This is a genomic window from Pseudomonas sp. GL_093 (assembly GCF_057837605.1).
The window spans coordinates 644,082-658,632 of record NZ_CM174448.1 but is presented as its reverse complement, the minus strand read 5'-3'; the positions used below and the strand labels follow the sequence as shown (position 1 = coordinate 658,632).

12 protein-coding genes are annotated in these 14,551 nt (G+C 59.3%); 4 read left to right on the top strand and 8 right to left on the bottom strand.

Features of this window, described 5'->3' with window-relative positions; genetic code table 11:
• Positions 1-7: 7 nt before the first annotated feature.
• Positions 8-1,141, top strand: coding sequence for an AGE family epimerase/isomerase (locus tag AC3IUE_RS02865; protein WP_489265432.1), 1,134 nt, complete (start codon positions 8-10; stop codon positions 1,139-1,141).
• 131 nt (positions 1,142-1,272) lie between these two features.
• Here the strand turns inward: AC3IUE_RS02865 and AC3IUE_RS02860 are convergent, their stop codons facing one another.
• The 8 genes from AC3IUE_RS02860 to amaB all read right to left on the bottom strand — a co-directional run bounded on the left by AC3IUE_RS02860 (position 1,273) and on the right by amaB (position 11,269).
• Positions 1,273-2,040: an SDR family oxidoreductase gene (locus AC3IUE_RS02860; RefSeq protein WP_489265430.1), complete on the bottom strand. Its 768-nt coding sequence runs from the start codon at positions 2,038-2,040 to the stop codon at positions 1,273-1,275.
• An 842-nt stretch (positions 2,041-2,882) separates the two neighbouring features.
• Positions 2,883-3,599, bottom strand: a complete 717-nt coding sequence (locus AC3IUE_RS02855; RefSeq protein WP_008153378.1) for an ABC transporter ATP-binding protein — start codon at positions 3,597-3,599, stop codon at positions 2,883-2,885.
• The gene (locus AC3IUE_RS02850) at positions 3,596-4,471 is read right to left on the bottom strand and encodes an ABC transporter ATP-binding protein (protein WP_046044807.1); all 876 of its coding nucleotides are present in this window, start codon (positions 4,469-4,471) and stop codon (positions 3,596-3,598) included. The genes AC3IUE_RS02855 and AC3IUE_RS02850 overlap by 4 nt, the downstream gene beginning before the upstream one ends.
• Positions 4,468-5,751, bottom strand: coding sequence for a high-affinity branched-chain amino acid ABC transporter permease LivM (gene livM / locus AC3IUE_RS02845; protein ID WP_056746310.1), 1,284 nt, complete (start codon positions 5,749-5,751; stop codon positions 4,468-4,470). Before livM ends, AC3IUE_RS02850 begins: the two co-directional genes overlap by 4 nt.
• A gap of 3 nt (positions 5,752-5,754) precedes the next feature.
• Positions 5,755-6,669 carry an ABC transporter permease subunit gene (locus AC3IUE_RS02840; RefSeq protein ID WP_054044085.1) on the bottom strand — a complete coding sequence of 305 codons (915 nt, stop codon included), beginning with the start codon at positions 6,667-6,669 and terminating at the stop codon, positions 5,755-5,757.
• 170 nt (positions 6,670-6,839) lie between these two features.
• Positions 6,840-7,973, bottom strand: a complete 1,134-nt coding sequence (locus tag AC3IUE_RS02835; RefSeq protein ID WP_056746311.1) for an ABC transporter substrate-binding protein — start codon at positions 7,971-7,973, stop codon at positions 6,840-6,842.
• A gap of 363 nt (positions 7,974-8,336) precedes the next feature.
• Complete coding sequence (gene amaA / locus AC3IUE_RS02830; protein ID WP_489265426.1) at positions 8,337-9,620, bottom strand: L-pipecolate oxidase; 1,284 nt, start codon at positions 9,618-9,620, stop codon at positions 8,337-8,339.
• Between the two features lie 158 nt (positions 9,621-9,778).
• Positions 9,779-11,269: an L-piperidine-6-carboxylate dehydrogenase gene (gene amaB, locus AC3IUE_RS02825; protein ID WP_008153370.1), complete on the bottom strand. Its 1,491-nt coding sequence runs from the start codon at positions 11,267-11,269 to the stop codon at positions 9,779-9,781.
• A 174-nt stretch (positions 11,270-11,443) separates the two neighbouring features.
• On the opposite strand from amaB, the gene AC3IUE_RS02820 reads away from it, so the two are divergent.
• The 3 genes from AC3IUE_RS02820 (at position 11,444) to nadE (ending at position 14,529) form a co-directional block, all read left to right on the top strand.
• Positions 11,444-12,346 carry a LysR family transcriptional regulator gene (locus AC3IUE_RS02820; RefSeq protein ID WP_056746317.1) on the top strand — a complete coding sequence of 301 codons (903 nt, stop codon included), beginning with the start codon at positions 11,444-11,446 and terminating at the stop codon, positions 12,344-12,346.
• A 115-nt stretch (positions 12,347-12,461) separates the two neighbouring features.
• Positions 12,462-13,697 carry a nicotinate phosphoribosyltransferase gene (gene pncB / locus AC3IUE_RS02815; protein ID WP_033055563.1) on the top strand — a complete coding sequence of 412 codons (1,236 nt, stop codon included), beginning with the start codon at positions 12,462-12,464 and terminating at the stop codon, positions 13,695-13,697.
• Between the two features lie 4 nt (positions 13,698-13,701).
• Entirely contained in the window at positions 13,702-14,529 is an 828-nt protein-coding gene (nadE, locus tag AC3IUE_RS02810; protein WP_462000617.1) for an NAD(+) synthase, read from the top strand.
• The last annotated feature ends 22 nt before the right edge of the window (positions 14,530-14,551 follow it).

Here is a 14,551-nt window from a genome sequence, read left to right as displayed (position 1 = left end):
CCAGCCAATGCCGCCTGTTTCCCGCTCCGCCTCCCAGCCTGAATTGACCGCTCTGTTTGCCTCGGTGCAACAGCACTTCCAGGACGTGATCGTGCCGCTCTGGCAAGGCCCCGGCTGGAATGCCGACATGGCGCTGCCCTATGAGGCGCTGGACGCCGGGCATCAACCGCTGCCGCCCCAACGCTACCGCGCCATGGCCTGCGCGCGGCAGCTTTACCTGTTTTCCAGCCTGATCGGCCAGATTCCGGCCGCCGAAGAGCGCGCCGCAGCGCTGTTCCGTTCTCTGCAGCAGCATTTCCACGATGCCGAGCATGGCGGCTGGTTCTACAGCGTCGACCCGCAGGGTGCGCCGCTGGATCAGCGTAAAGACCTCTACACCCACGCCTTCATCCTGTTCGCCTGCGCCCATTACTGGGACAAGGTCCGCGAACCGCTGGTGGAATCGGTGCTCAACGCCGCACTGGAAGTGGTCGCGCAGCGCTTCGCCACGGGCGACGGCCTGTACGAAGCCAGCCTCGGCCGCGACTGGTCCTCGCTCGAGTCCGGGCCGCTGCAAAATCCTCTGATGCACTTGGCCGAAGCCTTCCTCGCCACGCTGTCGGTGCGCAAAGACGTCGCCGTGCAAGACGCGCTCGTCGAGTTATGCACAGCGATGCAGAAGCGTTTTATCGACCCGCAACACGGTGTGTTGATGGAAAAACCACTGGCGGCTGTGGATAACTGGTTTGAACCGGGGCACCAGTTCGAGTGGTATTTCCTGCTGGAATCGTCTTCGTTGCTGCGCGGTTCGACACTCCACGCTTCTCTGGAACGCGCCTTTGCCTTCACCGAACAACTGGGCGTCGATCAACAGACCGGCGCCGTGCGGGCCATGCTCGACCTGGAACCGAACGGCCAAGCTCGGGACGCTACGCAGCGAATCTGGGCTCAGGCTGAATACCTGCGCGCCCTGACCTTGCGGCCAGACAGCGAGGCTGCGGTGCGACACCAATTGCAGGCGTTGCAGCAGCGCTTTCTGCATGCGGGTGGCTGGTATGAGTGCCGTGATGAGAACGGTGATGTGACACGTCGGGACATGCCGTCGACCACGCCTTATCACTTGGCAACCTGCTATCGCGGATTAGCCGATTATCTGCGCTGATTGATAGATCGCTATCGTTGGATCGCCGCCCGGAGCAAGCTCGCTCCCACAGGGGTTGTGTCGTTCGCGAAATGGCGAGTCAACATAAAACCTGTGGGAGCGAGCCTGCTCGCGATGGCCGTTACGCGGTCTTAAGCCTTGGCATTACGCTCAATCGCAAACCCGCTCCACGTCTGGCTCACCGGCATCAGCTCCAAACTGTTGATGTTGATGTGCGCCGGGGCATTGAGCACCCAGAAAATGGTGTCGGCGATGTCTTGCGGCTGGATCGGCTCGGCACCGGCGTAGGTCGCGTTGTAACGCTCCTGGTCACCGGCGAAACGCACCAGTGAGAACTCGCTTTCGCACAGGCCCGGCTCGATATTGCTCACCCGCACGCCCGTACCTTGCAGGTCGCAGCGCAAGTTCAGGGAGAACTGTTTAACGAACGCCTTGCTCGCGCCATACACATGGCTGCCCGGGTACGGGTAGTTGCCGGCGATGGAGCCGAGGTTGACGATGCCGGCGCCGCGACCGTGAGCGATCAGGCGGGGCAACAACAGACGAGTGCTGTACATCAGGCCTTTGATGTTGGTGTCGACCATGGTGTCCCAATCGTCGAGGTCGCACTTGGGCGCCGGGTCAACGCCCAAGGCCAGGCCTGCGTTGTTGATCAGCCCGCGCAGTTTGGCGAAGGACGCCGGAAGGTTGGCAATCGCCTCCTCCATGGCCTTGCGATCACGCACGTCGAGCACCAGGCCATGAACCTCGGTCTGCTTCGACAACTCGGCGCACAGCGCATTGAGGCGCTCTTCACGACGGCCGGTCAGCACCAGTTTCCAGCCGGCTTCGGCAAAACGACGGGCGCAGGCTTCACCAAAACCGGAGGTCGCGCCGGTAATAAACAGGGTGTTGGACATCGTGTTCTCCTTGCTTCGGCTGATCGGCAGCCACTGGAATAGAAAATCAGCAGCCAGCATGCCCGGCCTTGCCCACAGCGGCAACTACCTTACGAGCTGTACAAAAAACGATCAAACGTTGCCACACCTTGCCCGCCGTGGCTCTCAGCCATGTGCGCGCACCTTATCCACAGGCCGGTCCACAGTTTCCGGGGGCAAGTGGAAAAGCTGTAAGCCGCTGTGCACAAGGCTTTGCGGGCAAATTGGAAATTTTTTTGCTTGACCCTGGAACGTCGGCTGTGTAGCCCATGGCATTTTGCACGATTGACCGGTCATACCGACGATGGCGCCAAGCCAGTAACTACGGCCTTCAGCCGAGTCTTTCCAGAGTTTAACCACAGACTTATCCACAGGCAGCTCCACCCTATTTCGGCCCGTTTTCGTCATCAACAAAAAGGTTGACAAAGCCCGCTCACGGTCACGCAAAAACGCCTGATCAAAAAACAACCACAAGTCTGCAAGCCACGGTTTCAAAGGTCTTCAGCCAGCTACTCCCACGTTATTCACAGCCAGCTCCACAGCAAACGGGGACAAGTCAAAACCGTGACAAAACAACTATTTGCAGCGGCTTTATGTCGCGCTTTGAGAGCTTGTGAATATTGTTTTCCACAATTTCCGGAAAGCACACAGAGACACCCTGTGGGAGCGAGCCTGCTCGCGAAAGCGGTGGGTCAGACACTTCAATATTGAGCGTGCTATCGCCTTCGCGAGCAGGCTCGCTCCCACAGGGAATTGATGGTGTTTTGGAGATGTAAAAAAGCCCCGGCGATTGCTCGCCGGGGCTTGGTGTTACAACAGCGAACTCAGTGGCCGCCGAGATAAGCGTTACGCACTTCCTCGTTAACCAGCAGCTCCTTGCCGGTGCCCGTGAGGCGAATCTCGCCGTTGACCATCACGTACGCCCGGTCCGACAGTTTGAGGGCGTGGTTGGCGTTCTGCTCCACCAGGAAGATGGTCATGCCGGTTTTCGCCAGTTCCCGCAGGGTCGCGAAGATCTGTTTCACCACAATCGGCGCCAAGCCCAGGCTCGGCTCGTCAAGCAACAGCAGTTTCGGCCGGCTCATCAACGCACGTGCGATGGCGAGCATTTGCTGCTCGCCGCCAGACATGGTCATCGCCCGCTGGGTGCGCCGCTCTTCGAGTCGCGGGAACAACTCGAACATGCGTTGCATGTCTTCCTTGGCGTACTTGTCACCGATAGGAATGGTGCCCATCAGCAGGTTTTCCTCGACGGTCATGTCAGGGAACACCCGCCGCCCTTCCGGCGATTGAGCGATGCCATTGGAGGCAATGTAGTGGGATGACTTGTGGGTGATATCCACACCCTGATAGATGATCTGCCCGTCCGCCGCCCGCGGCTGACCGAAAATCGACATCAGCAAGGTTGATTTACCGGCGCCGTTGGAGCCGATCAGGCTGACCGTTTCACCTTCATTGATGTGCAGCGAGACATTCTTCAGGGCCTGGATCGGCCCGTAAAACACATCCAGATCCTTCAGTTCGAGGATGGGTTGGCTCATAGCACCACTTCCTCTTCATCAGCGCCCAAGTAGGCCGCAATCACTTTCGGATCGTGTCGGATGTCGTCGGGGCCGCCCTCGGCGATGACGATGCCGTGGTCCAGCACCACGATGTGGTCGGAAATGCTCATTACCATGCCCATGTCGTGTTCGATCAGCACCACGGTCAGATCATGCTCGTCACGCAGCAGCCGGATCATCGCGCTCAGTGCTTCGGTTTCCTGAGGGTTAAGGCCGGCGGCCGGTTCGTCGAGGCAGATGATCTGCGGCCGGGTGCACATGGCCCGGGCGATTTCCAGACGGCGTTGCTGACCATAGGACAGCTCACCGGCCAGACGGTTGGCGCAGTCCACCAGGTCCACCACTTCCAACCAGTAAAAGGCGTGGTCCAGCGCATCGCTTTCGGCCTTGCGGTAGCCCTTCGTATTGAGGATGCCGGCCAGCATATTGCGGTTGACCCACATGTGCTGGGCCACCAGCAGGTTTTCCAGTACCGACATTTCCTTGAACAGGCGAATGTTCTGGAACGTCCGCGCCAGGCCGGCCCGGTTCACCAGGTGGGTGCCGCCGAACATCTTGTAGTGGAGCCGGCTGATGAAGTTTTTCGGCGATACAAAATCAGTCGCCTTGAACGGTTCACCCAGCATTTTGATGACATCGGTCCGCTCGCCACGCACATTGAGTTCGATCTTGCCGCCCGAGGCCTTGTAGAACCCGGTCAGGCAGTTGAACACGGTGGTCTTGCCGGCGCCGTTGGGGCCGATCAGGGCGAAGATCGAGTTGCGTTTGACCTTCAGGCTGACATCGTTCAACGCCTTGATGCCGCCGAAGTGCATCATCAGCTTCTCGACCGAGAGTACGACTTCGCTCATGGCGCTACTCCTTTACGCGGGGTCACACCGGTACGGCTGATCCGAATCAGGCCGCGCGGTCGCCAGATCATCATCAACACCATCAGGACGCCGAACAGCAGCACGCGATACTCCGCGAAACCTCGCAGCAGTTCCGGGGCGACGGTCAGCACGAAGGCCGCAATCACCACGCCGATGGTCGAGCCCATGCCGCCGAGTACCACGATGGCGAGGATCAATGCCGATTCGAAAAAGGTGAACGAGGTCGGGTTGACGAAGCCTTGATAGGTGGCGAAGAACACGCCGGCCAGACCGGCCGTCGATGCACCGATGGTGAACGCCGAGAGTTTGACCAGTACGTGGTTCAGACCCATGGAGCGGCAAGCGATTTCGTCTTCACGCAAGGCTTCCCAGGCGCGACCGACCGGCATGCGGGTCAAGCGATGCTTGATGTGCAATACGGCCAATACCACCAGGAACAACACCGCGTAGATAAAGTAATACTTCACGTCCGGGTTATAGGCGATGCCAAAGAACTCATGGAACGGCACCCCGCCCTCTTTTGCCCTCTTGCCGAACTCGATGCCGAAGAAGGTTGGCAACGGAGCAGCCATGCCATTCGGACCGCCAGTCAGGGACAACCAGTTATTGAGGATCAACCGGATGATTTCACCGAAGCCCAGGGTCACGATCGCCAGGTAGTCACCGTGCAGGCGCAGTACCGGGAAACCGAGGATGCAACCGGCAAGACCGGCGGTGATCGCCGCCAGCGGCAGCACCGTCCAGAAGCCCAGGCCGAGGTATTGGTAACCGAGCGCCAACCCGTAGGCACCGATGGCGTAGAACGCCACGTAACCCAGGTCGAGCAGACCGGCCAGGCCGACCACGATGTTCAGCCCCAGGCCCAGCAGTACGTAGATCAGCCCGAGGATGACCACGCCCAGCAGGTAGGAGTTGGAGAAAAACGGGAACACCACGGCGACGACAATCAACACCGGGATGATCCAGCGCAATCGGGATTTGTAATCAGGCGGCAGTACATGAACCCCGGAGCCGGTGCTTTCAAAGCCTTCGAGAATTCTCAGGCCCTTGGGGGTTTGCAGGAACAGGCTCAAGGCAAAGCGGCCGGCCATGACGATGGCGACAATCCACGCCACGCGTGTCGTCTGCAGGTTGAAGCCGTAGCCGTCGAGGACGATGCCGACAATCGGGCCGAACACAATCAGAGCCACGAGGCCGGCAAGAATCGCGTCAACCAGACTTCTTTTGAGATCAATGGTTTTTTTAGTGGTTGAAGACATCGCTTACACCTTCGACACAAGAGGACGGCCGAGCAGGCCTTGAGGCCGAAAGACCAGAACAAGAACGAGCAGCGAGAAGCTGAAAACGTCTTTGTAGTCCGAGTTCACCAGACCTGAGAACAGTGATTCGGAGATCCCCAGAATAATCCCGCCGAGCATGGCGCCAGGCAGCGAACCGATCCCGCCGAGTACCGCGGCAGTGAACGCTTTGATCCCGATGACGAAGCCTGCGTAGAAGTCGAACGTGCCGTAGTTCATGGTGATCAGCACGCCGGCCAGGGCCGCCATCGCTGCACCGATGATGAACACGTAGGAGATTACGCGGTCGGTGTTGATCCCCAGGATCGAGGCCATCTTGCGGTCTTGCTGGGTGGCGCGGCACATGCGGCCGAGCTTGGTGTACTTGATGACGTAGGTCAGCAGGCCCATCCCGACGAACGCTGCGACCAGAATGAAGATCTTGGTGTAGGTGAGCTGAACGAAGCCGGTCCCGACTTCAACTCGCCATGCACCGGTAAGCAGTGTAGGTACGCCCTGTTGGCGGGCGCCCTGGGCGATCTGTGCATAGTTTTGCAGGATCAGGGAAATACCGATGGCGCTGATCAGCGGTGCCAGTCGTGTGGAGTTGCGCAACGGTTTGTAGGCGACGCGCTCGATGACCCAGCCATACACCGCCGTGACGATGATGGTGAAGACCAGTGTGCCGAGCATCAGCAGAGGGAAGGATTCAATACCGAAGTAAGCCAGCAGAGCCAGACTGATTGCCGCGAGGTAAGCGGAAATCATGTAAACCTCGCCATGGGCGAAGTTGATCATGCCGATGATGCCATAGACCATTGTGTAGCCGATGGCGATCAGGCCATAGACCGACCCGAGGGTCAGGCCGTTGACCAGTTGCTGCAGGAAAATACCATCCATAACGCAATCTCACGCATTTGAGAGACTGCACAGAAGCCGTGTACGACGGACCGGGGTTCAGCCGCCGGCGCAACACGGTTGTGTGCAGCTCTACGAGAAAAGACAGGTACTGCACGGACATGTTGATTGATGGCCCGGCGCACAAGGCGCCGGGCAATCAGCAGTTCATATCACTTCTGTTTTTCCAGTTGGTGGTATTTGCCGTCCTTGTCCCACTGGTAAACCACGTAGTCGGAGATTTTCAGGTCGCCCTTGGCGTCCCAGGTCTTCTCGCCCATCACGGTTTTGACCGGGTGCGATTTCAGCCATTTGGCAGCGTCTTCACCCTTGTTGGACTTGGCGCCATTGAAGGCAGCCGCCAGGGTCTGGACCGAAGCGTAGGCGTACAGGGTGTAGCCTTCAGGCTCGGTGCCTTTTTTGCGGAACTCGTCCACTACGGTTTTGCTGTCTGGCAGCAGACGCGGGTCGGCGCCGAAGGTCATCAGCACGCCGTCGACGTATTGCGGGCCGCCAGCGGTGGTCACCAGTTCGTCGGTCACGATGCCGTCGTCGGACATGAATTTCACGTCTTTCAGGCCTTCGGTACGCAGTTGTTTAACCAGTGGACCGGCTTCCGGGTGCAGACCGCCGAAGTAGACCACGTCGGCACCGGCCGCACGGATCTTGGTCACGACGGCACTGAAGTCTTTCTCGCCGCGGGTCAGGCCTTCATACAGCACTGGCGTTACGCCGCGCTTGACCAGTTGAGCCTTGGTGGCGTCCGCCAGACCTTGGCCGTAGGTGTCCTTGTCGTGCAGCACGGCAACTTTCTTGCCCTTGAGCACGTCGACGATGTAGTCGCCGGCCACGATACCTTGCTGGTCGTCACGCCCGCACATACGGAACATGGCACCCAGGCCGCGTTCGGTAACGGCTGGGTTGGTGGAACCTGGAGTGATTGCAATGATGCCCGCTTCGTCGTAGATCTCCGAAGCCGGGATGGTCGAGGAGGAGCAGAAGTGACCGACTACGCCAGCGACTTTCTGGTTGGTCAGGTCCTTGGCGACCGTCACAGCCTGTTTCGGTTCGCAGGCGTCATCGCCTTTGACCAGTACGATTTTTTCCCCGTTTACGCCGCCCGCTGCGTTGACCGCATCGGCCGCAGCCTGTGCACCCTTCATGTACTGCTCGCCAAATGCCGCGTTGGCGCCGGTCATCGGTCCCGCCACACCGATCTTCACATCAGCCTGTGCAAACGCAGAAACACCCAACGCAGTTGCCACTGCGAGGGCCAAAAAGCCTTTTTTGTAAAACGTCTGGGACATGAGGTGGTGCTCCAAGGTTTTTTTTAGTTGGCACTGCGACTTCCTGAATGCTCAGAGCAAGGGCCGTGCCATCGGTTTTTTATTCTGAAAAAAGTCGCTGCTTTATTGTTATTTCGACTGTTTCGATCCCATTTTCATTGGGTGTGCAACCGTCTAAACCGCGGAAGGTGAAACCATTTATTTTTAAAGGCGCAACCCGAGCGCGCCATCATTGCAACCGCGGCGCCAAACGACGTGCAACCAGCCTGTAACAACATGCGTCACCGAAGTGCACACTGCTGGTGCGCAACTGCTACAACCCGCACCTTTTACAGGCTAGACGCTGCGCGAAAAAGCGCCGCTTTCAGCAACAAATTTCAACAATCAAATAACGATCCGCAGGCACTGGCCTGCGTGATACAGCGAGAATCCGGCCTCGTACAGACAGCTGCGCAATCCCACACCCGCCAATGGCTGCATGGGCGCAAAGGGAATCGGCAGGGCTTGAGGATTTCCGTTACACAGATAATCGGCAAAGGCTTTGCCGACGACAGTGCCAGTAGTGACGCCCCGGCCGTTGTAACCGGTGACTGCCACCAAACCGGGCGCCGGCTCGAACAAACGCATCAAATGATCGGGGGTGAAGGCGATGCAACCGGTCCAGGTACATTCCCATTCCACCGGTTTGAGATAAGGAAAATAGTGCTGCTGAACCCGGTCGGCCCAGGCCTTGAGAAACCAGGTCGGTTTCTGATTGCCATTACCGAGACTGCCGAGCAGCAGACGGCCGTCCTTATCCCGACGAACACTGCTGAGGACCTGGCGGGTGTCCCAGGAACCCTGGCCACCGGGGAGAATTTGCTGTGCAGCCTCTTCGGTCAGCGGGACCGAGGCCACTTGATAGTAATAACCGGGGAAGAAGTTACGCCGCAATTCCGTCCAGTCACCTTCGGTGTAGGCGTTAGAGGCAATCACGACTTGCTCGGCAAGCACCGAACCCTGAGCGGTTTGTACCGACCAGCGCTGGCCCTGACGTTCGAGTCGGGTCACCGGGGAATGATCGAACAACTGACCGCCGAGGCCGATGGCCGCTTTGGCCAGCCCCGTCGTGTAAGCCATTGGATTGATCGTGCCGGCACGTCGATCGAGCAGCGCAGCGGCGATCTTTTTGGTACCCGTCGCTTGCTCGCAGGCTTGACCGGTCAGCAGTTCCACCGGCGCGCCGCGACGCTTCCATTGTTCTTCACGACTGCGCAAGTCCGCTTCGCCACGGGCGTTGTGCGCCATGTGCAACGTGCCTTCGCGGCGAAGCTGGCAATCGATGTTGTACTTATCCACAAGGCTGAACACCAGGGACGGTGCCGCACCGAGCATGCGATTGAGCTGGCTGCCGACCGACTCGCCGAAACCGGCTTCGATCTCGTCCGGTGGAATCCACATCCCGGCATTGACCAGCCCGACATTGCGCCCCGATCCGCCATGACCGGCGCGATGGGCTTCCAGTACACAGACGCTTTTGCCTTTTTCCAGCAGATGCACCGCCGCCGACAGACCGGTGAAACCGGCGCCGATGACGCAAACATCCACCGTCACCTCTCCCTTGAGCGCCGCGTTGTCAGGCCTTTGCGGCGTCAGTTTTTCCCACAGACACTCTTCGCGTAACGGCATTGCCAGACTCCAACAGAAACCTAACCAACACACCATTCATTGTGGGAGCGAGCTTGCTCGCGATTGCTATCTGTCAGTCGACATTGATGTCGGCTGACAGGCCCTCATCGCGAGCAAGCTCGCTCCCACAGGGTTCTTCATGGGTTCAAGAACTGTGTTTAATCGAACGTAATGCCCTGAGCCAACGGCAATTCCAGCGAATAGTTCACGGTATTCGTCTGACGGCGCATGTAGCCGCGCCATGCATCGGAGCCGGACTCACGACCGCCGCCCGTTTCTTTCTCACCGCCAAACGCCCCGCCGATTTCCGCGCCGCTCGGGCCGATGTTGACGTTGGCGATGCCGCAGTCACTGCCCACCGCCGACATGAACTGCTCGGCTTCACGCACGTCAGTGGTGAAGATGCACGAGGACAAGCCTTGTGGCACGGCGTTATTCAGGCGCAGCGCTTCGTCGAAATCCTTGTAACCGACCACGTACAGAATCGGCGCGAAGGTTTCGTGGCAAACCACGTCGCTCTGCTCCGGCATTTCAACGATGGCCGGCGAAACGTAATAAGCGTTAGGGAATTTGTCTTCCAGTTGGCGCTTGCCGCCGAACACCCGGCCGCCTTCGCTCAAGGCCTGCTCAAGCGCATCCTGCATGTTTTCGAAACTGTGCTTGTCGATCAGCGGACCAATCAGATTGCCTTCCAGCGGGTTGCCGATACGCACTTTGGAGTAAGCGGCTTTCAGGCGGGTGACGATTTCTTCCTTCACCGATTCATGGGCAATCAGGCGACGCAACGTGGTGCAACGCTGACCGGCAGTGCCGACGGCGCTGAACAGGATGGCCCGTACGGCCATGTCCAGGTCGGCGCTTGGGCCGAGGATCATTGCGTTGTTGCCGCCCAGTTCCAGAATGCTGCGAGCAAAACGTGCGGCGATTTTCGGTGCCACTTCGCGGCCCATGCGGGTGCTGCCGGTGGCGCTGATCAGCGCGACACGCGGGTCATCGACCAAGGCTTCGCCGGCATCGCGACCGCCGATGATGACTTGGCTCAGGTGCGGCGGTGCATCGCTGAAGTTCTTCAGTACGCGGTCGAACAGCGCCTGACAGGCCAGTGCGGTCAGTGGAGTTTTCTCCGAAGGCTTCCAGATCACCGGGTTACCGCAGACCAACGCCAGCGCGGTGTTCCAGGCCCAGACCGCAACCGGGAAGTTGAACGCACTGATGACGCCGACGACGCCCAGCGGGTGCCAGGTTTCGCGCATGTGGTGGCCAGGACGCTCGGAAGCGATGGTCAAACCGTACAGCTGACGGGACAGGCCGACGGCGAAATCGCAGATGTCGATCATTTCCTGAACTTCACCCAGACCTTCCTGAGTGATCTTGCCGGCTTCCCAGGACACCAGCTCGCCGAGGTCGGCCTTGTATTCGCGCAGGATATCGCCCAGTTGGCGGACCAGTTCGCCACGGCGCGGGGCCGGGACCTTGCGCCACAATTCGAACGCATGATCTGCACGACTGATGTGCTGCTCGACTTCAGCGGCGCCTTCCCAGTTCACGGCGGCGATCTGGCTGCCATCGATCGGCGAATGCACCGGCACTTTGCCGTTCTGGTACAGGGCCGGGTTCACACCAAGACGATCAAGCAATGCGGCAACCATGGGTCACTCCTCTAGCGAAAAACAGAAAACGTGCAGCCGGATTAATTCGGCTGGTGAGGCCTGTAGTTTTAGCGCTCCCGACGTTACCCAACAAACGACCTTTAAGAGAGATATCATTCCGTTTATTCATGCTGCGAATTGCTGGTAAGAAAGAAACAAGAAAAAGGACAACCAATGCTGAATAAACGCTACTTGCCGTCGATCACCGCCCTGCAGTGTTTTGAGGCCGTCACCCGGCATTTGAGCTTCACCCGGGCGGCTGAAGAGCTGAACCTGACCCAGAGCGCTGTCAGCAAACAGGTCGCGCAACTCGAAGAATTGTTGCAGCACCTGCTGTTCCGCCGGGTGCGTCGACGCCTGCAAATGACCCCGGCCGGCGACTTGTATCTGGTGGAGGTCAGAAAAATCCTCACGCAGGTCGAGATGTCGACCCACTACCTGCGCTCCTACGGCGGTGAAACCGAAGTCCTGCGCGTCTCGACGCCTCCGACCTTCGGCGCGCGCTGGCTAGTACCACGCTTGAAAGGCTGGCGTCTGCGCCATCCCTCGATCCATCTGGACCTGTGCAGCGAGCAGGAAGCCGACGATCTGCTGCAAGGTCGCAGCGACCTGGCGTTCTACTTCGGCCAGGGCTCACGCCCCGGCACTGAATGCCTGAAGCTGTTCGGCGAAGAGCTGGTGCCGGTCTGCGCACCGGGCAGTCTGCCGGACACGCCGTTCACCGATCCTACGCAACTCACCGACCTGGTCCTGCTGCAAAACGCCTCCCGGCCCCAGGCTTGGCACGACTGGTTCGACAGTCAGGGCTACCACACCGAACACAGCTACCACGGCCCGCGTTTTGAAACCTTTTACATGTGCATCCGCGCAGCCCAGGTCGGCTGCGGTGTGGCGCTGTTGCCGCGTTTTCTGGTGGAAGAGGAATTGGCCGACGGCAAACTGGTCATACCCTGGCAGCACGCAATGCCCAGCACCGACGCCTATTACCTGGCGTATCCGGAGCATTCGGCGGAAGTGCCCAAGGTGCGGGATTTTGTGAAGTGGATGCTGGAGCAGATTGATAGCCGCGCGGCCTGACCTCCTGCGAAAAAAACACTGGCAATCCTCACCACTGATATGCGCCACTAGCCCCATTCATTGAAACAGCTGCAACGTCGCTGCCACGGGCCGCGGCCAGCCTGGAGAACCCGTTATGAGCGAGAGCGTGTTTGGCGATCGCATCGTGCAGAACCTGCTCGACACCGACTTCTACAAACTGACGATGATGCAGGCGGTGCTGCACAACTACCCGAACGTAGAAGTCGAATGGGAGTTTCGTTGCCGTAACAGTGAAGATTTGCGCCCGTACCTGGCGGAAATCCGCTTCCAGATCGAGCGCCTTGCCGAATTGAGCCTGAGCGCCGACCAGTTGAGCTTCATGGAGCGCATCAGCTTCATGAAACCGGATTTCCTGCGTTTTCTCGGGTTGTTCCGCTTCAATCTGCGCTACGTCCACACCGGTATCGAAAACGGCGAGCTGTTCATCCGCCTGCGCGGGCCATGGCTGCACGTGATCCTGTTCGAAGTGCCGCTGCTGTCCATCGTCAGCGAAGTGCGCAACCGCTATCGCTACCGTGAAGTCGTCCTGGAACAGGCGCGTGAGCAGCTCTACCGCAAGTTCGACTGGCTGACCGCCAACGCCAGCGCGGAGGAATTGTCCGAATTGCAGGTCGCCGATTTCGGCACTCGCCGTCGCTTCTCGTACCGCGTGCAGGAAGAAGTGGTGAACGTGCTCAAGCACGATTTCCCCGGTCGGTTTGTCGGCACCAGCAACGTGCACCTTTCACGTGAGCTGGACATGAAGCCGTTGGGCACCATGGCCCACGAATGGATCATGGCCCACCAACAACTCGGCCCACGGCTGATCGACAGTCAGATTGCCGCCCTCGATTGCTGGGTTCGCGAGTACCGTGGCCTATTGGGGATCGCCCTCACCGACTGCATCACCACGGATGCCTTTCTCAGCGATTTCGACCTGTACTTCGCCAAGCTGTTTGACGGCCTGCGCCATGATTCCGGTGATCCGGTGCTCTGGGCGGAAAAGGCCATCGCCCACTATCACAAGCTCGGCATCGACCCGATGAGCAAGACGCTGGTGTTCTCCGACAGCCTGACGCTGCCCAAGTCGCTGGAGATTTTTCGGGCGCTGCGCGGTCGGATCAATGTCAGCTTTGGCATCGGCACCAACCTGACGTGCGATATTCCGGGTGTTGAACCGATGAGCATCGTGCTTAAAATGGCCGCCTGCAACGGCCAGCCCGTGGCAAAAATTTCCGATGAGCCTGGCAAGACTCACTGCAAAGACCCGAATTTCGTCGCCTATTTGCGACACGTTTTCAAAGTACCTGCCGCCCTTTCCAGCACATCAAGCACATCTAGCAAGGAGTGAATTCATGCAAGCCGAACAGCGTGAGATTGCTGAACAGCTCAAGGTCCAGCCGCCGTTCGCCGACCAGGCCGCCCTCAAGGCTGAAGTCACCCGGCGGATCACCTTCATCCAGGACTGCCTGGTCAATTCCGGGCTCAAGAGCCTGGTGCTCGGCATCAGCGGCGGCGTCGATTCCCTGACCGCCGGACTGCTGGCCCAGCGTGCCATGCGCGAACTGCGCACACGTACAGGCGACAACAGCTACAAATTCATCGCCGTACGCCTGCCATACGAAACCCAGTTCGACGAACACGACGCCCAGGCCTCGGTGGATTTCATCGCCCCGGACGAGCGCCACACCGTGAACATCGGCCCGGCGGTCAAAGCCCTGGCCAGTGAAGTCGCGGCCTTCGAAGGCAAGCACGCGGTCTCGGTGGATTTCGTGCTCGGCAACACCAAGGCGCGGATGCGCATGGTTGCCCAATACACCATCGCCGGCGCGGCCCACGGCCTGGTGATCGGTACCGACCACGCGGCGGAAGCGGTGATGGGTTTCTTCACCAAGTTCGGTGACGGCGCGTGCGACCTGGCGCCACTGAGCGGTCTGGTGAAAAACCAGGTCCGGAATATCGCCCGCAGCTTCGGCGCGCCGGAGTCGCTGGTGGAAAAAACCCCCACGGCCGACCTTGAAGACCTATCGCCTGGCAAACCGGACGAAGCGTCCCACGGCGTGACCTATGCCGAGATCGACGCATTCCTGCACGGGGAACCGGTGCGTGAGGAAGCGTTCAAGATCATTTGTGACACGTATAAAAAGACTCATCACAAGCGAGTGATGCCGTTCGCGCCTTGATTGAGCGAACAGACAGGCACAA

Coding starts and splice junctions, on each gene's coding strand:
- AC3IUE_RS02865 (WP_489265432.1), top strand. CDS start 8: ATGCCGCCTGTTTCCCGCTCCGCCTCCCAGCCTGAATTGACCGCTCTG.
- AC3IUE_RS02860 (WP_489265430.1), bottom strand. CDS start 2,040: ATGTCCAACACCCTGTTTATTACCGGCGCGACCTCCGGTTTTGGTGAA.
- AC3IUE_RS02855 (WP_008153378.1), bottom strand. CDS start 3,599: ATGAGCCAACCCATCCTCGAACTGAAGGATCTGGATGTGTTTTACGGG.
- AC3IUE_RS02850 (WP_046044807.1), bottom strand. CDS start 4,471: ATGAGCGAAGTCGTACTCTCGGTCGAGAAGCTGATGATGCACTTCGGC.
- livM (WP_056746310.1), bottom strand. CDS start 5,751: ATGTCTTCAACCACTAAAAAAACCATTGATCTCAAAAGAAGTCTGGTT.
- AC3IUE_RS02840 (WP_054044085.1), bottom strand. CDS start 6,669: ATGGATGGTATTTTCCTGCAGCAACTGGTCAACGGCCTGACCCTCGGG.
- AC3IUE_RS02835 (WP_056746311.1), bottom strand. CDS start 7,973: ATGTCCCAGACGTTTTACAAAAAAGGCTTTTTGGCCCTCGCAGTGGCA.
- amaA (WP_489265426.1), bottom strand. CDS start 9,620: ATGCCGTTACGCGAAGAGTGTCTGTGGGAAAAACTGACGCCGCAAAGG.
- amaB (WP_008153370.1), bottom strand. CDS start 11,269: ATGGTTGCCGCATTGCTTGATCGTCTTGGTGTGAACCCGGCCCTGTAC.
- AC3IUE_RS02820 (WP_056746317.1), top strand. CDS start 11,444: ATGCTGAATAAACGCTACTTGCCGTCGATCACCGCCCTGCAGTGTTTT.
- pncB (WP_033055563.1), top strand. CDS start 12,462: ATGAGCGAGAGCGTGTTTGGCGATCGCATCGTGCAGAACCTGCTCGAC.
- nadE (WP_462000617.1), top strand. CDS start 13,702: ATGCAAGCCGAACAGCGTGAGATTGCTGAACAGCTCAAGGTCCAGCCG.